We start from the raw sequence: 17,077 nt of genomic DNA on the forward strand, positions 1-17,077 counted from the left end.
GCCGTACTCCCGCACCTGCGCCTAGGACAGGCCGTCCCGATGACGGCCTGTCCGTTTCGCACGCCGAGGCCGCGCAGCGGCTACACTCAGGGCATTCCCCTGACGGCAGACATGCATTGGCCAAGCCCAACTACTCCTTCGAAAAGCGGCAGCGCGAGCTGGCCAAGAAGAAACAGCAGGAAGAAAAAGAAGCGCGCAAGCGCGAAGCGCGTGCCGCAGCGGCCAAACCCGCCTCCGACGACGACGCTGCAACGCACGAAGCGGATACCGCCAGCGACGCCTAGGCCTTCAATGGCACGGCAGGCGCCTGCCGACCACCACAGGGCCTCGCTCTGCGGACCTGTCGCGCGACGCACCTGCATCGACGCGACACCCGGCCTGGTGCCTAACTGACCTTCTTGGCCAGCATGGTGCCCAGCACGAACAGCACCAGGGCGATGGCGATGCCGGCCCAGAACAGGAACTTGGCGACGCCGATCGCCGCGCCCGCCACGCCGCTGAAGCCGAGCGCGCCGGCGATGAGTCCGATGATGGCGATGATGATGGCCCACTTGATCATGATGCGGTCTTCCCGAAAACGAGGAAAGGCGCACGCCGTCATCGCGTGCGCTGGCGTCTGCAGATGGCCGACGCTGGTTCGGGAGACTAGACAGCGCGGCATGCGCATGCGGTGAAACGCAGATGCACGCGCCGTGCACGGCGCGGCGTCGCATCAGGCGGTGCCGGTCTGCGCAGGCGCCGACGCATCGGCCGGCAGGCTCGCCGGGAACCATTCCGCGCGGCGCAGCCAGCCGGCCAGGAACTCGGCGTCGGCCGGACGCTCCGCCACCAGACGCTGGTAGTAGGCGATGCGCTGCTGCCGGTACTGCGCGTACACCTGTGCCGTGTCCGCACTGGCGAGCGCCGCCAGGGTCGCCGGCCCCATCTCGCCATCGACCGCCAAGCCGGTCGCGCCCAGTTGCTGCAGGACGCGCTGCAGCAGCGAGATCGCGACATCGCCGGCATTGACGTAGAAATCGAACACGAGCTCGGCCACCGTCTGCGAGGCGATCTGATCGGCACCGATCCTGTCCCAGTAGTCGTGCTGGTAGATCGTCGCGGCCTGCTGCACAGTCAATGCGCGCAGGTTTTGCGGCGTCGGCGCTTGGCCCAGCAGCGCTTGCGCGCAGCGCTGGAAGGTGGCCAGGGTGATGCCGTGGTTGGTGGCGCCGCCCGGATCGTTCGGATCATCGACGAAGCAGCCCTCGAACCGCAGCAGCTGTGGGAGATACAGGTCGAACGATGCCATGGCGACGTCCTCGCGATCGATGGGCGGTCAGCGTGGCACCCGTGGCGGCACCATGCAGTGACCGCGGGCACAACGGGCGCGCCGCCAGGCCGCGCACGCACTCATGGCGTGGCCGCCGCCGGCGACGCCGCTGCCCCCTCCGGAAAGCCCAGCGCCTGCTCGGCCGCTCGCGCGGTCAGCGCCATGTCCGCCCAGGCCGGATGCGGCGTGGTGGGCGGGATCTGGCTGCGCATCAGCCGCTGCGGATCGGTCTGGTCGGCGAAGGTCCCGCTCCAGGCCTGCGGCGTCTGCCACAGGGCGTGCTGCAGCACGATCTGCATGTTGGCGATGGAGTGCCGCGCCAGCAGATGCGGGAACCAGGCGCCGTTGACGTCGTAGGCAGTGCGGAACGCCTGCCCCACCGACGCATAGCCGAACGTGGACGGCGGCAGCGACGGCGCGTAGTCCCAGTAGTTGTAGCAGCGCGTGCTGTCGGCCGCGGCGATATGCGCGGCATAGGCCTGTTCCCAGCTCGCGTCGCCGACCATCGGGCTGCAGAAGTTGATGTTGCGGCTGGGCAGCCCCGGCCGGCTCAGCGCCAGGTCCAGCGAGAACAACTGGCTCAGCGCGCCGCCCAGGCTGTGCCCGGTGACGTAGACCTGGGTCGGCGCGAAGTGCTCCAGCAGCGCGAACAACTGCGCGCGCATCGAGGCGCGCATGGCGCCGCCCCTGCCGTTGTAGATGCCGTAGAACCCGGCCGACACCTGCGGCACCGGCGTGACGGTACCGGCGCTGGGCACGAAGGCGGTGGTGGAGAAGTCCAGGTCCTCGTAGATGTCCAGGTCCGAATCGGTGCCGCGGAACGCGAACAGATAGGTCCCGGCGGTGGCGGTGGAACGGAACAGCAGACCGAACAGCTCCTCGCTGCCCCCCAGCGGGTCGCCATCCCAGCCGGACCAGCGGGCGACCAGACGGTAGTCGGACGGCGCCGAGACCGGCTTGCCTTCGTAAGCCGCGTAGGCGGCGATGCTGGCGGCGGCCATCGCCAGGGTCAGTTGCGGCGGCAACAGCGGCTGCGTCGCGGGAATCGCACTCATCGGCAAACGTCCTGTCGGAAAGCGGCGCGTGCCGCGGGCAATCGGCACACGCCTTCCCTGCGGAACCGTGGTCCGTCCGCCACGCTGCATGCGTGGCGTGGTCGCTTAGTAGCACTGGGGATCGGCGCGATGCTTCGATACGCATCGCAGCACGCTGCACATCGCCGCACTTGTCTACACGGGTACGCGCGTACCGGCTCTGCACGTGGCGTGCACCCTCCCGTCACGGACTGCGCGCGCCCCCGCAGGCACAGTGCAGGCGGGCACTGTCGCCCGCTCGGAGATCCGCATGGCCAGCCCGCAAGAACTGGAAGAGAAATTCTGGAAGGCATTGAAGTCCGACCGCACCGTGATGCTGGGTCTGGACGGCGTCGAGGACGGCCACGCCCGGCCGATGACCGCGCAGTTCGAGGGCGATCGCGGCGGCCCGATCTGGTTCTTCACCTCCAAGGACAACGCGCTGGTGCAAAAGCTGACGCAGAGCCAGCGGGTGATCGCGGCATTCAGCGCCAAGAACCACGACCTGTTCGCCAGCATCAGCGGCACGCTCAGCGTCGATAACGACCAGGCGGTGATCGAGCGCCTGTGGAACGGCTTCATCGACGCCTGGTACGAACAGGGCAAGGACGATCCGAAGCTGGCGCTGCTGCGCCTGGACCCGGATCACGCGCAGATCTGGCTCAACGGTTCCAGCCTGATGGCCGGCATCAAGGTGCTGTTCGGCATCGACCCCAAGCGCGACTACCAGGACAAGGTCGCCGACGTGCCGCTGCGCTGAGGCAGACGCGCTCGCCACGCCGCCGTCGCGCCGGCTGCATGCGTGCAGCCGGGGCATCCCGCTCGGCCGGCCGCCTCCTGCCCGCCGGGCGCATCGCGTCTGCATGACATCGAGAAAACGCGCCGCGCTTCATGCGAGCGGCGCATGGCGTCGACCGCGCCGAAGCAACGGGTCATTCGGCCTTTAGCAGTCCACGGATCGCATCGCGCAGCACGGCTTCGGTGGCTCGCAGGGCACGATCGACCTGGTCTTCGGCCGCCGCCTCCGCCAGCCGCAACCACGCCTGCGCCCCCGCCGGGTCGGCGCGCCGCATGGCCATCAATGCCCGGCAGCGCGGGCGCAACGCTGGAGCGATCCAGTCCGCCTCCGCCGTCAGTCCCGCATCCAGCATCTCCATCTCGGCGCTTCCTGCCATTGCACGCGAAAATGCGAATTCGCACCGCAGCAGCATGACCAGCGTCTCCCATTGCGCGGCAGCGTGCCCCGCCTCGGCGAGGCGCTGCTCCATCTGCGGTTGCAGTTCCGCCGCTTGCCGCCACTGACCACGCTGCTGCGCCGCCTTCAACGCAAACCAGCTGTGGCACAAGGCCAGATCGCTGCGTGCGAGCACGTCCAGGCGGGACGGCGACAGCCTGTCCGCGGTGACGCCCTGGCATGTCCACCCATTGAGTTCGGCAAGCACGTACGCCGGGGCATCCGCTTCGTGCCACTGCGCCACATTCACCCATTGCAAGCCGTCGGTTGCTCCCGACCGTCCCTGCACCGGCAACAGATTGATCAGCGCGACCGCGAAGTTGAGGACGCCGATGCCAACGCAGAATGCGCCCAGATTGCTGTCGACCCCGGCGCATCGCGCGGCAAGCCATGCGATCGACGCCATCAGCAGATTGGCCGCCGGCCCGCCGACGATCGTCAATCGATACTGCCGGCGCAGCGACAGGGAGGGATCCGGTACGGGCAGCACGAAACCGATCGGATGGCCCGGACGCACGCGCCGCCAACGCATCCTCCAGCCACGGCGGCGCGCATGCAGTTGCAGCGGACCGATATGGATCAGGTAGACGGTCATGCCCGCGGCACGCGCCGCCAGCACGTGGCCGCACTCGTGCAGCGCCACCGTCGCCATGCCCGCCAGCGGAAGACTGAGCAGGATCACCGGCAACTCGACCATGCCCGGCGCCCAGACGCCCTGGACCAGGGCGATAGCGCCGACCGCCATCGCCGAGACGCCGATCAGCAACAGCACGCCCTGCACGCCTGTCAGGAGCCGATTGAGCCAAGGCGATGGCATCCACGCGCCGCGTGTTGTCCCGGCCGAACTCATGGCCGGCTCCGCGCGGCACCGAGCGGCCACCTGCCAAGCCGGAACTGCGCAGCGCATGCATGCGCAGGCGCCGCCAGCAGGGCGCCACCTTCATGGGCGGCGATCGTCGCCAACGGCGCCAACGGCGCCAGCAAGCAGATCAGCCTCGGCGCCAGCGTGGACACGACAGGGATCCGCGCCTGCGTCGGCGCATGCTGTCTCGCGCTGTCGGCTGCGCCGACCTCCCGTCGCATCGCCCGGTAGCCGCGCATCGCTTCGGCACCCGGCCGCTCTGCCGCACGTTTCGACCAATCACTGGCTGGACCACGCAACGGCGCCACCTAACGGCGATAGCGCACCGCCAGCTGCGCGGCCGCCGCGGCGCGATGCCGGCGCAGGGCCAGGCCGAGCGCACTCATGGTCGCCACATCGGCGTCGCCCGACTGCTCCTCCAGGGCGCGTTGCACGCGCGGCGACAGCCCCCAGTCCGCAGAGATAGCCTTGGCGCAGTGTGCCGACCACGCCTCCAGCATCTCGGTCATCGCCGCCGGCGTTGGCGCAGCCTCGACGTGGCGTGCGTGGACATCGCGCAGCACCTGCACCACCGAGACCGCGCCCAGCCCGCACAACAGCGCCAGCAGCTGCGCGGCGTTCGCATCCTCGCGGTCGGGCCCCTGGGAGGCGGCGTGGGCCGACAGCAGGGTGTGTTCCCACAGCACCGCCGCACAGCGGCCGAAGACGCTGCCGTCGTCCACGATCACCGGTTGCAGCAGCGCCGCCAGCACGATCTGGCGCAGGCCCTCGGTGCCGAGCAGGGCCACCGCCCGCTCCAGGTTCTCGATCGGCTCGGGATGGCGGCGGTAGACGACGCTGTTGGCGATGCGCAGCAGGTTGCCGGCCAGCGCCGGGTCCTGGCCCAGGATCGTGGCGATGGAATGGGCGCCGGCGGTCGGGTCGTTGATCGCGCGGGTGAGCTGCGGCAGCAGGTGCGGGCGTCGCGGCGTGTAGCGCGGATGCGCGTCGATGCGCGCCAGCACCGCGGCGGCCTCGGCCATGACCGCCGGCGCAGGCGTGGCCGACGTGCTCACCGGCCGGCCGGCGAATGCCAGCTCGCACAGGCGCGCCAGGATCGCGGCGTCCGGCACCGGATCCAGATCGAGCAGGGCCGGGTCGGCGAAAGGGTCGAGGCCCGGGTCCACCGGGGCAACAGGCGCGACTGGCGCGGTGGGTGCAGACACTGCCGGTGCCGCGGATACGTCGGCATCCTCGGCATGGACGCGCGCCTGCGGCGCCTCGGCCGCATCGCCAGGGCCACGCCGCAGCCACCACCACAGTCCGCCCCCCAGCACCAGCGCACCCGCACTGATGGCAATCCACATGATCGGCACGATCGTCGTCATCCGCAAAACATCGCCAGGTCCCCGCGCCCGGCCACCGGTGCGCGCCCACGCGGCACGCCATGTCATTCAAGCACGCCGCGCGGGTTTCTGCGCAACGCCGACGTGATGCGGTGGCCGACCGCCGTGAGGCGGTCATGGACAACGCGCGATCGCGCCACCCAGCAGCAAGCAAGCGGCGTGCCGACACCGCGCTGCACCACTCCATCAGCCTGTTGCGCCGCTCCTCGCTGCCGCCTGCGGGCGGCACGTGTCGGGTCTGGTCGGGGCGATGGGGCTTGAACGCCGCCCTTTGGGGGGCGACGGCCGCCCGCACGCTCAGTGCGGCGCCGGCGCCGGAGCGGTGCGATGCCCGTAGCTGAGTACCCGCGTCAACTTCCAACCGTCCGGGTCCTGGCGCCACACCATCACGAACTTGGCGATGCCCTCGCAGCGGCCGCTGGCCAGCTCGCAGAAGCGGTGCTCGCCTTCCTCGATCGCCCCGAAGTCCTTGATCGGATAGACCCGCAACGTACCGGGCAGCAACTCGCGGCGGACCTTGCCGCAGATCCATTTGCGCGTGTTGTCGACGACGCTCGCGCGGTCCCAGGTGACGCCGCCGGTGTCGTGGTAGAACTCCACGTCCGGCACGAACGACGACTCGAACGCCGCCAGGTCGCAGCGGTTGTAGGCCTCGAACAGGCGCTGGTCCAGCGCCGCGACGGTGTCGAACAGCGGCCCCGCCGCCCCATCCCCGGCCGGTTCCGCCGCGCGGGTCGTCGCCGCGCACGCCATCAACACTGCCAATGCTCCCCAGACTTTCATCGGCACCCTCTGCGTGAATCGATGGGACACTATGAGACCGCCCAGGCCGCGGCCGCAAGATTGCCGCATGCGCTAGCGCGGCGCCGCAGAAGCGCACGCGGCAGGCCCCCTCGCCGACGCCGGCGCGCCGGCGTCGGCAGCCACGACCGTCGGCGCCTACATGTTGCGCCGATACTCGCCGCCCACCTCGTACAGCGCATGGCTGATCTGGCCCAGGCTGTGAGTCTTGACCGCCTCCATCAGCGCCGCGAACACGTTGCGGCGCTCGCGCGCGGTGCGCTGCAACGCGCCCAGGCCGGCGCCGTCGGCGGCCAGCGCCAGCGCGTTGCGGCGCTGCTGCCAGTCGCGCACGTTGCCGATCTGCTGATCCTTCTCCTGCTCGGTGGAGCGGATCAGCTCGATCTCGGTCGCGGTCTCGCCGGCATGCTCCTTGGGCAGGAAGGTGTTGACCCCGACCAGCGGCAGACTGCCGTCGTGCTTCTTGTGTTCGTAGTACAGGCTCTCTTCCTGGATCTTGCCGCGCTGGTACATGGTGTCCATCGCGCCGAGCACGCCACCGCGCTCGCTGATCGCCTCGAACTCCTTGTACACCGCTTCTTCCACCAGGTCGGTGAGCTGCTCGACGATGAAGCTGCCCTGCCAGGGGTTCTCGCAGAAGTTCAGCCCCAGCTCCTTGTTGATGATCATCTGGATCGCCACCGCGCGGCGCACGCTCTCCTCGGTCGGCGTGGTGATCGCCTCGTCGTAGGCGTTGGTGTGCAGGCTATTGCAGTTGTCGAACAGCGCGTACAGCGCCTGCAGCGTGGTGCGGATGTCGTTGAACTGGATCTCCTGCGCGTGCAGCGAACGGCCCGAGGTCTGGATGTGGTACTTCATCATCTGGCTGCGCTCGTTGCCGCCGTAGCGCTCGCGCATCGCCCGTGCCCAGATCCGCCGCGCCACGCGGCCGATCACCGTGTACTCCGGGTCCATGCCGTTGCTGAAGAAGAAGCTCAGGTTCGGCGCGAAATCGTCGATGTGCATGCCGCGCGCCAGGTAGTACTCGACGATGGTGAAACCGTTGCTGAGAGTGAAGGCGAGCTGGCTGATCGGGTTCGCGCCGGCCTCGGCGATGTGGTAACCGGAGATGGACACCGAGTAGAAGTTGCGCACCTTCTGCTCGACGAAATACTGCTGGATGTCGCCCATCATGCGCAGCGCGAACTCGGTGCTGAAGATGCAGGTGTTCTGCGCCTGGTCTTCCTTGAGAATGTCGGCCTGCACCGTGCCGCGCACGCTGGACAGGGTCTGCGCCTTGATCTGCGCGTAGGTCTCCGCGTCCAGCAACTGGTCGCCGCTGACCCCGAGCAGGGCCAGGCCGAGGCCGTCGTTGCCCGGCGGCAACGCGCCGTGATAGCGCGGGCGTTCGCGGCCTTCGAACAATCGGGCCAGGGTCTGCTCGGCCTGGGCCCAGCGCTGCGCGTCGGCCTTGAGATGTTTCTCCACCTGCTGGTCGATGGCGGTGTTCATGAACATCGCCAGGATCATCGGCGCCGGACCGTTGATGGTCATCGACACGCTGGTGGTCGGCGCGCACAGGTCGAAGCCGGAGTACAGCTTCTTCATGTCGTCCAGGGTCGGGATGTTGACCCCGGAGTTGCCGATCTTGCCGTAGATGTCCGGGCGCGGCGCCGGGTCCTCGCCGTACAGGGTGACGCTGTCGAAAGCGGTGGACAGACGCGCGGCCGGCTGGCCGACGCTCAGGTAATGGAAGCGCCGGTTGGTGCGCTCGGGCGTGCCCTCGCCGGCGAACATGCGGATCGGATCCTCGCCGGTGCGCCGGTACGGATACACGCCGCCGGTATACGGATAGCTGCCGGGCAGGTTCTCCTTGCCGAGGAAGGTCAGCAGTTCGCCCCAGCTCTTGTAGCGCGGCGCGGCGATCTTCGGAATGGACTGGTGGCTCAGCGACTGCCGGTAGTTCTCCACCCGGATCGGCTTGCCGCGCACCGCGTATTCCGTGACCGGGTCGGTGATCGACTTCAGCCGCTGCGGCCACTCGCGCAGCAGCTTCAGCGACTCGCTGGACAGCGACTGCAAGGCATCGTTGTAGCGCTGGCGCAGGAGCAGCAGGCTGGCGTCGACGGCGTCGACGGCGTCGGCGGACGCATCGGCGGATACGCGCGACGCCGGCAGCAGATCCTGCGCCGCATACAGTTCCAGCTGCGCCGGCAACCGCGGATCCTGCAGTTCGTGCAGCGCCTGCCAGAACGCCTGCGCGCGGTCGGCGGCCTCGGCCTGGCGCAGCACCCCGGCATTGATCGTCCGGCCCTGCTCGGCGATCTCGGCCAGGTAGCGCACGCGCGCGCCGGGGATCAGCACGGTGGCGCGCGGCTCCTTCAGCGTGGTGTCGAGCTGCGGGCGGAAATCGCAGTGCACCGGCGGGCCAGCGGCGGCATCCGCCTGCGCCGTCAGCTTGTCGCGCAGCAGACGGCACAGATTGACGAACATCCAGCTCACGCCGGGGTCGTTGAACTGGCTGGCGATGGTCGGATACACCGGCACCGCCTCGTCCTCCAGCTGGAACGCCGCGCGGTTGCGCCGCCACTGCTTGCGCACGTCGCGCAGCGCGTCCTCGGCGCCGCGCCGGTCGTACTTGTTCAGCACCACCAACTCGGCGAAGTCGAGCATGTCGATCTTCTCCAGCTGGCTCGGCGCGCCGTAGTCGCTGGTCATCACGTACACCGGGAAATCGACCAGGTCGACGATCTCCGAATCGCTCTGGCCGATACCGGCGGTCTCCACGATCACCAGGTCGTAGCCGACCGCCTTCAACAACGCGATGCAGTCCTTCAGCACCCGGTTGGTGGCGGCGTGCTGGCGCCGCGTGGCCATCGAACGCATGTACACGCGCGGGCTGCGCAGCGCGTTCATGCGGATGCGGTCGCCGAGCAGCGCGCCGCCGGTGCGGCGCCGGCTGGGGTCGACCGACACCACCGCGATGCGCATCTGCGGGAAGCTGGCCAGGAAGCGGTTGAGCAGTTCGTCGGTGACCGAGGACTTGCCGGCACCGCCGGTGCCGGTCAGGCCCAGCACCGGTGCGGCGCGCCGGCTGCGCGGCTCGGCCGCGGACGCTGCGCCGGACTGCCACTGTTTGCGCAACAGCGCCAGTTCCGCCTCCGAGAACGCCCCGTCCTCGATCGCCGACAGCATCCGGCCGATCCCGATCTCGTCGTCGATGTCCGGCAGCGGGGAGCCGGCCGGCGTCGCGCCACGCGCCTCCGCCGCGGTCTCGCGCCCTTGCCCGGCACGCGCCACCACGTCCTCGATCATCTCCACCAGGCCCATCTTCATGCCGTCGTTGGGGTGGTAGATGCGCTCCACGCCATAGGCCTGCAGTTCGGCGATTTCCTCCGGCGTGATGGTGCCGCCACCGCCACCGAATACGCGTACATGGCCGGCGCCGCGCTCGCGCAGCATGTCGACCATGTACTTGAAGTACTCCACGTGCCCGCCCTGGTAGGACGACAGCGCGATCGCGTCGGCATCCTCGTGCAGCGCCGCGCGCACCACGTCCTCGACGCTGCGGTTGTGGCCGAGATGGATCACCTCGGCGCCCTGCGCCTGGATCAGGCGGCGCATGATGTTGATCGCCGCATCGTGGCCGTCGAACAGGCTGGCGGCGGTGACGAAACGCAGGGGACTGGCGTCGGTCTGCGGCAACGGAACGCGGGACGCGGGAAGGCTCATCGTGCGGACATCGAAAAGAGAATGCCGCGATTCTAGGCGCGCAGCGCGACGCGGGCAGGTTGCGCTGCAGCATGCAGACCTGCGTCCACTGGCGGCTAGCACGCCGCTGCACCTGGCTATCCGCTGCATGAATACGCCCTCGGAAACGCGTCAACAACCGTGCCGGTCGCGGCGTTTCCTCCCGCGTCGGCAGCCCGCCGATGCCTTCGGAGACATCGCATGTTCGCTCGTCCCTTGTTGCTGGCCACCCTGCTCGGCGGCACGCTCGCCGGCGCCATGGCCGCCGCGCCCGCGCAGGCGCGCGAAGTGGTGGAACTGTCGGTCCGCACCGCGCCACCGCCGCCTCGGGTGGAACGGGTGGTGGTGCGGCCCGGCTATGTCTGGATGCCCGGTTACTGGCAATGGAACGGACGCCACCACGTCTGGGTCGCCGGCCGCTACGTGGTGGAACGGCCGGGCTACGTCTACGTCGGCCCGCGCTGGGAGCATTACGGCCCCGCCTATCGCTTCCACGCCGGCTATTGGGTACGCCGCTAGTCCATCCATCCCCAGGGAGACGCGATCGCCGTGCCGGCGGCGATCGCGGCCCACACCACCGCGGCATGCGGGGCCGCGGCGGTACGGGCCCACCGCTGCCAACCACGGCTACCGACCGCTGCCGCCCCACGGCGCCGGCGCTCGTCCCGTGCCACTGCACCGGCTCGGCCACCGTCAGCACTCGACCGACCAGATCCGCCATCGCACCGCCCGCACCCGGGTGCCCAGCGCCATTGCCGCAGAAGCTCGCGTCCCGCCACCACGCAAGCCGCCCGGCGAACCGGCACGCCACCTGCCCGACTGGCGTCGCACAGAGCCGCGAGATTCCCGCGCGTGGCCGCGGCGCCGTCGCGCGGGCGGCCGGCAATTGCTTTAAAATGTCGGCATCGCGACGCTCAGGGCCTGTTCCGGAACCGTCGCGTTTTTGTTTTGCGCCACCCACCAGGCACGTTCCTGGACCATGGTGTCCGACACCTGCAACGCCAGCGGAGCCCCCATGCTTTTCGAAACGCTAGCCAACACCGGCCACGAACAGGTCGTCTTCTGCCACAACCGCGACGTGGGACTGCAGGCGATCATCGCCATCCACAACACCGTGCTCGGCCCGGCGCTGGGCGGCGTGCGCATGCGCCCCTACGCCAACACCGAGTCCGCCCTGCAGGACGCGCTGCGGCTCAGCCGCACCATGACCTACAAGAACGCGCTGGCCGGGCTCAACATCGGCGGCGGCAAGGCGGTGATCATCGGCGACCCGAAGAGCGACAAGTCCGAAGCGCTGTTCCGCGCCTTCGGCCGCTACGTCGATTCGCTGGGCGGCCGCTACATCACCGCCGAGGACGTCGGCACCGACGTCAACGACATGGAGCAGATCTACCTGGAGACCGAGTACGTCACCGGCGTGCACCAGGTGCACGGCGGCTCCGGCGACCCGGCCCCGTTCACCGCCTACGGCGCGCTGCAGGCGCTGATGGCCTCGCTGCAGCGCAAGTTCGGCCACGAGGAGATCGGCAAGACCAGCATCGCCGTGCAGGGCCTGGGCCACATCGGCATGGAGCTGGTGAAGCTGCTCAAGGAACGCGGCGCCAAGCTGTTCGTGACCGACCTGGACCCGGCGCTGGTCGCGCGCGCGGTGGCCGAATACGGCGCCGAAGCGGTGGACCCGGACGATATCTACGACGTCGCCGCCGACGTGCTGGCGCCGTGCGCCATGGAGAGCGCGCTCGACGAGGCCAAGCTGCCGCGGCTCAAGGTCAAGATCGTCTGCGGCACCGCCAACAACCAGTTGGCCAATGCCGCGGTCGGCGAGGAACTGCACCGCCGCGGCATCCTCTACGCGCCCGACTACGCGGTCAACGCCGGCGGCGTGATGAACGTGTCGCTGGAGATCGACGGCTACAACCGCGAACGCGCGATGCGGCTGATCCGCAGCATGTACCACAATCTCGGCAAGATCTTCGACCTGTCCGAGCGCGAGAACATTCCGCCGCAACAGGCCGCCGACCGCATCGCCGAGGCGCGCATGCAGGCGATCGGCAAGCTCAAGCTGCCGCTGGGCCGCACCGCGCCGCGCTCGATGGGCCATCTGCGCGGCGAGTGACGCCACGCGCCGCCTGCGCCGCAGGCGGAAGGCCGCAGATCGCAGGGCCGGGACGTCCCGGCCCTGCTTGACGGATCGACCCCGCACCGGCGCCGCACGCGCCGGGCCGGGTCCCCGGACTCAGAAGCCCAGGCGATAGCGCAGCGACACCGCGCGGTCGTCGCCGCGCGGGCCGAAGCGCTGGTCGTAGCCCAGCCCCAGCAGCCCGCCGTTCCAGCGCGTCTGCAGGCTGGCGCCGAACAGGCCGCCGGAGCGCGCCGGCTGCAGGTCCACCAGCGGCGCCCAGGCATTCACGCCGACGAAGCTGGCCTGCCGGTCCAGTCCCTGCGCGGCCAGCGTCTGCTGCCACTCGGCATAGCCCTGCAGCGACCAGCCGCGCCCGCCGAATCCGCCGCGCAGGCCGGCCAACGCCTGGCTGCGCGAGGAACTGGCGGCACCGGCCATCAGCCCGAAGCCATCGCCACCCTGTTCGCGGAAGCCATCGCTGTCGATGCGGCTGTAGTCGGCGCCGGCATACGGGGTCAGCCACGCCGGGCCGCGCCCGAGCCGATAGCCGACCTCCACGCTGGAGGACAGGAAGCGGCCGGCATAACGGCTGGAGGCGTCGGCGACGGTGTCGCCGAGCAGCAGGCTGCGGTCGAGCTGGCGCTGGTACTGGCCGCTGCCCAGTTGCGCCAGCGCGTACGCATTGCCCGCCATCGCGCCGAGATAGGCCTGGCCCTGCACCTGGCGGTTGCGGCTGCGGTCCAGGCTGCCGGCGTCGCTGGCGCGGCTCTCGCCGAAGGCGAAGCCGGCCACCGCGTGTTCGCCCAGGCGCAGGTCCTGGCCCATCAGCCAGCCATCGAGCTGGAACTGGCTGCCGGCGAAGCTGCCCTGCCCGGTCTCGCCCAGGCGCTGGCTCCAGGCGCCGACCGCGCGCGGCTGGTCGACCAGCGTGTCGAAGCGGCTGGACAGCGCGCGCCGCTGCAGGTCCATGGTGTCGAAGGTCATCGCGGTGGCCGCGGCATGCGCCTCGCCGGACAGGCTGCGCAGGGTCGCCGACGCCGCCGCCACGCTCGGCGACTGCTGCACCGCGCCGGCCGCCTTGAGCAGGGCGCCGTCGACCGTGGCCGGATCGTGGCTCAGCTGCGTGTTGAGCTGCGCGAACGCCGCATCCACGCGCGTCGCCGAGGCCAGCGTGGCGGCGGTGATGTTGCCGAAGCTGGCCGCGGCCGCGGTGACGCTCAGCGACTGCACGGTGATCGAGGCGCTGGTGGCGTCGTAGGACAGCGACGAGGTCAGGAACACGTTCGACGGCGTGGTCACCGAGGCGAAGGTGCCGGTGAGCCCGCCGTTGGCCTGCAGCACCGTGTACGCGGTGTTGTTGACCACGTAGTCGCGCTTGCCGAGCACGTACAGCGAACCGCCCTGCAGGGTGGCGCTGCCGCCGACCGAGAGCTTGTCGCCGACCAGCAGGGCCAGGCGGCCGTTGCTGCTCTGCACGTAGTTGCCGCTCAGGCTCAGCGTGGCCGCACCGACCTGGAAGGTGCCGGCATTGGCGACGCTGCCGCCGAGCGCGCCGGTGCCGACGAAGGTGGCGCCATTGCTGATCGCCACGTTCGAGCTGCCCAGGCTGGCCGCGCTGAGCGTGCCGCCCTGCACCTGGGTGTCGCCGCTGTAGGTGTTCTGGGTGCCGCTGAGATTCAGCGTGCCGCTGCCCTGCTTGATCAGCCCGCCGCTGCCGGCGATGTTGTTGGCCCAGGTCGAATTGCCGGTGAATCCCACCGTCACGTCACCCCAGTCGAAGCGGCCCGGTCCCTGCACGGCCTTGCCGACGTTGAGCAGGCCGTAGCCGAAGGTCGCGTCCACGCCGGGCGTGCCCAGGTCGGTGGCGGTGCCGAGCAGGGTCTGCCGGACCAGGTCGTTGGTGAAGTACGGGAAGGCCTGCCAGACCAGCGCCGCCGCGCCGGACACCAGCGGCGCCGCGAACGAGGTGCCGCTGCCGTAGTAGTAGTCGGGGTTGCTGGTGGAGGTGGTCGCCTTGGGATCGACGAACACCTCGGTGCCGGGCGCGACCAGGCAGTAGCGCATCGCCGCGCCGCAGGCGTTGGAGTACGAGGCCAGTTGCGTGCCGGTGCTCGAATCGGTCGCTGCCACCACCAGCCAGCCGCGCTCCAGGTCCGCCGCCGGCAGCGTGCCGTTGGGGCCGGCCTTGCTGGGCAGCGAGGCGATGTCCGAGGGCGTGGCCTTGGATTCGTTGCCGGCGGCGAACACCACCAGGCCACCGTTGCCGAGCACGAACGGGCGGTACTCGGCGGCGATGGCATTGGTCGAGTTCAGGTCGGTCCAGTAGATGCCGCCCCACGAGTTGTTCATCACCTTGACGCCGGCATTGATCAGGTCCTGGTGCACTTGGGTCAAGCCCAGTCCGCCGCTGACCTGGTTGCCGCTGCCGCTGCCGTCGTCCTTGGGCGGCGTGTCGGAAATGATGCGCGCGGACACGATCTGCGCGCCCGGCGCGATGCCGCCCGGCCACTGCCCGACCGACTTGCCTGCCGCCAGCTGCGCCACGGTGGTGCCGTGGCCGTCGACGTCGTCGACCTTGGTGTTGTTCTGGCTCGGATCGACGTAGATCAGGTTCGACACCACCCGCCCGGCCAGGGCCGGATGGTTGCGGTTGACGCCGGTGTCGACCACGCCGATGCGGTAACCGCTGCCGTCGTAGCCGGCGTTGTGCGCGGCCAGCGTATTGGTCAGGGTCAGGTGCGCGTCGAACGCCGGCTGGGGCGGCGGCGGCGAGGTCGGAGGTGGCGACGTCGGCGGCGGCGGAGGCGGCGGCGGTGGTGGGGGCGGAGGCGGAGAGGTCGGTGGCGGAGTGCCATGGGTCAGATTTCCGCCACCGCCACCGCCGCCACCGCACGAGGTGAGCGCAACCGCTACCGCGGCCGCCAATAGCGACCGTGCCATCAATGCCCGCATGTCCTTCCCCTCAAATGTCGTCTGCCGGCCATACGGCCGGTGTTGCCCCCGTTAGCGGCCGCCGACGACGGCGCTGAACCACGTCAAATCTACACTGGAATGCAAACCATAGGACTGGCCCGGCGGTGGACGCAATTGGCAGAACCCGCGCCGCGGCCGATAATCGGCACACCACTTTCGTAAGGGTTTGCCATGACCGAGATCGTCATCGCCGCGGCCAAGCGCACCGCCATCGGCGCGTTCCTGGGCCAGTTCAACGGCGTGCCCACGCCGACGCTGGGCGCCGCGGCCATCCGCGCCGCGCTGGAGCAGTCCGGCATCCCCGCCGCCGACGTTTCCGAAGTCATCATGGGCTGCGTGCTGCCGGCCAATCTCGGCCAGGCCCCGGCACGTCAGGCCGCGCGCGCGGCCGGCGTGCCCGACGGCACCGGCGCCACCACCATCAACAAGGTCTGCGGCTCGGGCATGAAGGCGGTGATGCTCGGACACGACCTGATCAAGGCCGGTTCGGCCAGCATCGTCGTCGCCGGCGGCATGGAATCGATGAGCAACGCGCCGCACCTGCTGCCGAACTCGCGTACCGGCAACCGCTACGGCAACTTCCAGGCGGTCGACCACATGGCCTGGGACGGCCTGACCAATCCCGACGACGGCCAGGCGATGGGCGTGTTCGGCGAGGCCACCGCGGAGAAGTTCGGCTTCAGCCGCCAGGACCAGGACGCGTTCGCGATCGAATCGGTGAACCGCGCGCAGGCCGCGCAGCGCGATGGCGCCTTCGCCGATGAGATCGTCCCGGTCGCCGTGGCCACCCGCAAGGGTGAGGTACGGGTCGACAGCGACGAGCAGCCGGGCAAGTCCGACGTGACCAAGATCCCGGCGCTGAAGCCGGCGTTCAAGAAGGACGGCACAGTCACCGCGGCCAGCTCCTCGAGCATCTCCGACGGTGCCGCCGCGCTGGTGCTGCTGGGCGCCGACGAGGCCGCCCGCCGCGGCGTCGCGCCGCTGGCGCGGATCGTCGGCCACACGACCTTCTCGCAGGCGCCGGAATGGTTCACCACCGCGCCGGTGGGCGCGATCCGCAAGCTGCTCGACCAGGTCGGCTGGAGCCTGGACGACGTCGACCTGTTCGAGATCAACGAAGCCTTCGCCGTGGTGGCGATGGTGCCGATCAAGGAACTGGGCCTGGACCACGCCAAGGTCAACGTCCATGGCGGCGCCTGCGCGCTCGGCCATCCGATCGGCGCCTCCGGTGCGCGGCTGCTGGTGACATTGCTAAATGCGTTGCGCAGCCGTGGCGGCCGCCGCGGAATCGCGACGCTGTGCATCGGCGGTGGCGAAGCGACAGCGGTCGCCATCGAGTTGATTTGATTGGGATTAACCCCTGAAACACAAAAATGAATGCGCGTGCGCTTGACAGCCGACTTTGGCTTGTCATCATGTTGAGGGCGCGCATTCGCGCGTTGCCTAACTAAACGACGAGGATAGACACAATGAGCATCAACAAGCTGCTGATCGCAATGGCCCTGGGCCTGGCCCTGGCCGCGTGCTCGAAGCAGGAGCAGGCCCAGGACGCCGCCGCTTCGGCTAACGAAGCCGCCACCGACGCGCAG

General features: G+C 69.7%; 13 protein-coding genes. 5 read left to right on the forward strand and 8 right to left on the reverse strand.

Annotation, left to right across the window (positions count from 1 at the left end; genetic code table 11):
* Positions 1-116 precede the first annotated feature (116 nt).
* The gene (locus D588_RS28095) at positions 117-284 is read left to right on the forward strand and encodes a hypothetical protein (RefSeq protein WP_017908223.1); all 168 of its coding nucleotides are present in this window, start codon (positions 117-119) and stop codon (positions 282-284) included.
* A 101-nt stretch (positions 285-385) separates the two neighbouring features.
* Here D588_RS28095 and D588_RS26260 read toward each other — a convergent pair whose 3' ends face one another.
* The 3 genes from D588_RS26260 to D588_RS0101265 form a co-directional block, all read right to left on the reverse strand.
* Entirely contained in the window at positions 386-559 is a 174-nt protein-coding gene (locus tag D588_RS26260; protein WP_017908222.1) for a DUF1328 family protein, read from the reverse strand.
* Positions 560-712: 153 nt separating this feature from the next.
* Positions 713-1,288, reverse strand: coding sequence for an N-acetylmuramidase (locus D588_RS0101260; protein WP_017914695.1), 576 nt, complete (start codon positions 1,286-1,288; stop codon positions 713-715).
* A gap of 101 nt (positions 1,289-1,389) precedes the next feature.
* Positions 1,390-2,364, reverse strand: a complete 975-nt coding sequence (locus D588_RS0101265; protein WP_017914696.1) for a lipase family protein — start codon at positions 2,362-2,364, stop codon at positions 1,390-1,392.
* A gap of 289 nt (positions 2,365-2,653) precedes the next feature.
* Between D588_RS0101265 and D588_RS0101270 the strand changes: the two genes are divergently transcribed.
* Positions 2,654-3,142: a pyridoxamine 5'-phosphate oxidase family protein gene (locus D588_RS0101270; RefSeq protein WP_010342308.1), complete on the forward strand. Its 489-nt coding sequence runs from the start codon at positions 2,654-2,656 to the stop codon at positions 3,140-3,142.
* 172 nt (positions 3,143-3,314) lie between these two features.
* On the opposite strand, the gene D588_RS0101275 is transcribed toward D588_RS0101270, so the two are convergent.
* From D588_RS0101275 to D588_RS0101290, 4 genes are all read right to left on the reverse strand, one after another.
* Positions 3,315-4,466, reverse strand: a complete 1,152-nt coding sequence (locus D588_RS0101275) for a M50 family metallopeptidase (protein ID WP_157836387.1) — start codon at positions 4,464-4,466, stop codon at positions 3,315-3,317.
* Between the two features lie 320 nt (positions 4,467-4,786).
* Positions 4,787-5,845, reverse strand: coding sequence for an HDOD domain-containing protein (locus D588_RS0101280; protein ID WP_017914698.1), 1,059 nt, complete (start codon positions 5,843-5,845; stop codon positions 4,787-4,789).
* Between the two features lie 315 nt (positions 5,846-6,160).
* Entirely contained in the window at positions 6,161-6,616 is a 456-nt protein-coding gene (locus D588_RS0101285; protein ID WP_017914699.1) for a nuclear transport factor 2 family protein, read from the reverse strand.
* A 186-nt stretch (positions 6,617-6,802) separates the two neighbouring features.
* On the reverse strand, positions 6,803-10,375 hold the full coding sequence (locus D588_RS0101290) for a methylmalonyl-CoA mutase family protein (protein ID WP_026143239.1): 3,573 nt from the start codon (positions 10,373-10,375) through the stop codon (positions 6,803-6,805).
* A gap of 219 nt (positions 10,376-10,594) precedes the next feature.
* Here D588_RS0101290 and D588_RS0101295 point away from each other — a divergent pair, with 219 nt between their 5' ends.
* Together D588_RS0101295 and D588_RS0101305 are read left to right on the forward strand one after the other, a co-directional pair.
* Complete coding sequence (locus tag D588_RS0101295; protein ID WP_026143240.1) at positions 10,595-10,912, forward strand: YXWGXW repeat-containing protein; 318 nt, start codon at positions 10,595-10,597, stop codon at positions 10,910-10,912.
* Positions 10,913-11,408: 496 nt separating this feature from the next.
* Complete coding sequence (locus D588_RS0101305) at positions 11,409-12,509, forward strand: Glu/Leu/Phe/Val dehydrogenase dimerization domain-containing protein (RefSeq protein WP_017908213.1); 1,101 nt, start codon at positions 11,409-11,411, stop codon at positions 12,507-12,509.
* A gap of 120 nt (positions 12,510-12,629) precedes the next feature.
* Here the strand turns inward: D588_RS0101305 and D588_RS0101310 are convergent, their stop codons facing one another.
* Positions 12,630-15,467: an autotransporter serine protease gene (locus D588_RS0101310; protein ID WP_026143241.1), complete on the reverse strand. Its 2,838-nt coding sequence runs from the start codon at positions 15,465-15,467 to the stop codon at positions 12,630-12,632.
* Between the two features lie 192 nt (positions 15,468-15,659).
* On the opposite strand from D588_RS0101310, the gene D588_RS0101315 reads away from it, so the two are divergent.
* Complete coding sequence (locus D588_RS0101315; protein WP_017914704.1) at positions 15,660-16,835, forward strand: thiolase family protein; 1,176 nt, start codon at positions 15,660-15,662, stop codon at positions 16,833-16,835.
* The last annotated feature ends 242 nt before the right edge of the window (positions 16,836-17,077 follow it).

The sequence above is a fragment of the Xanthomonas sp. SHU 308 genome, from assembly GCF_000364645.1.
GTDB classification, from domain to species: Bacteria; Pseudomonadota; Gammaproteobacteria; order Xanthomonadales; family Xanthomonadaceae; genus Xanthomonas_A; species Xanthomonas_A sontii.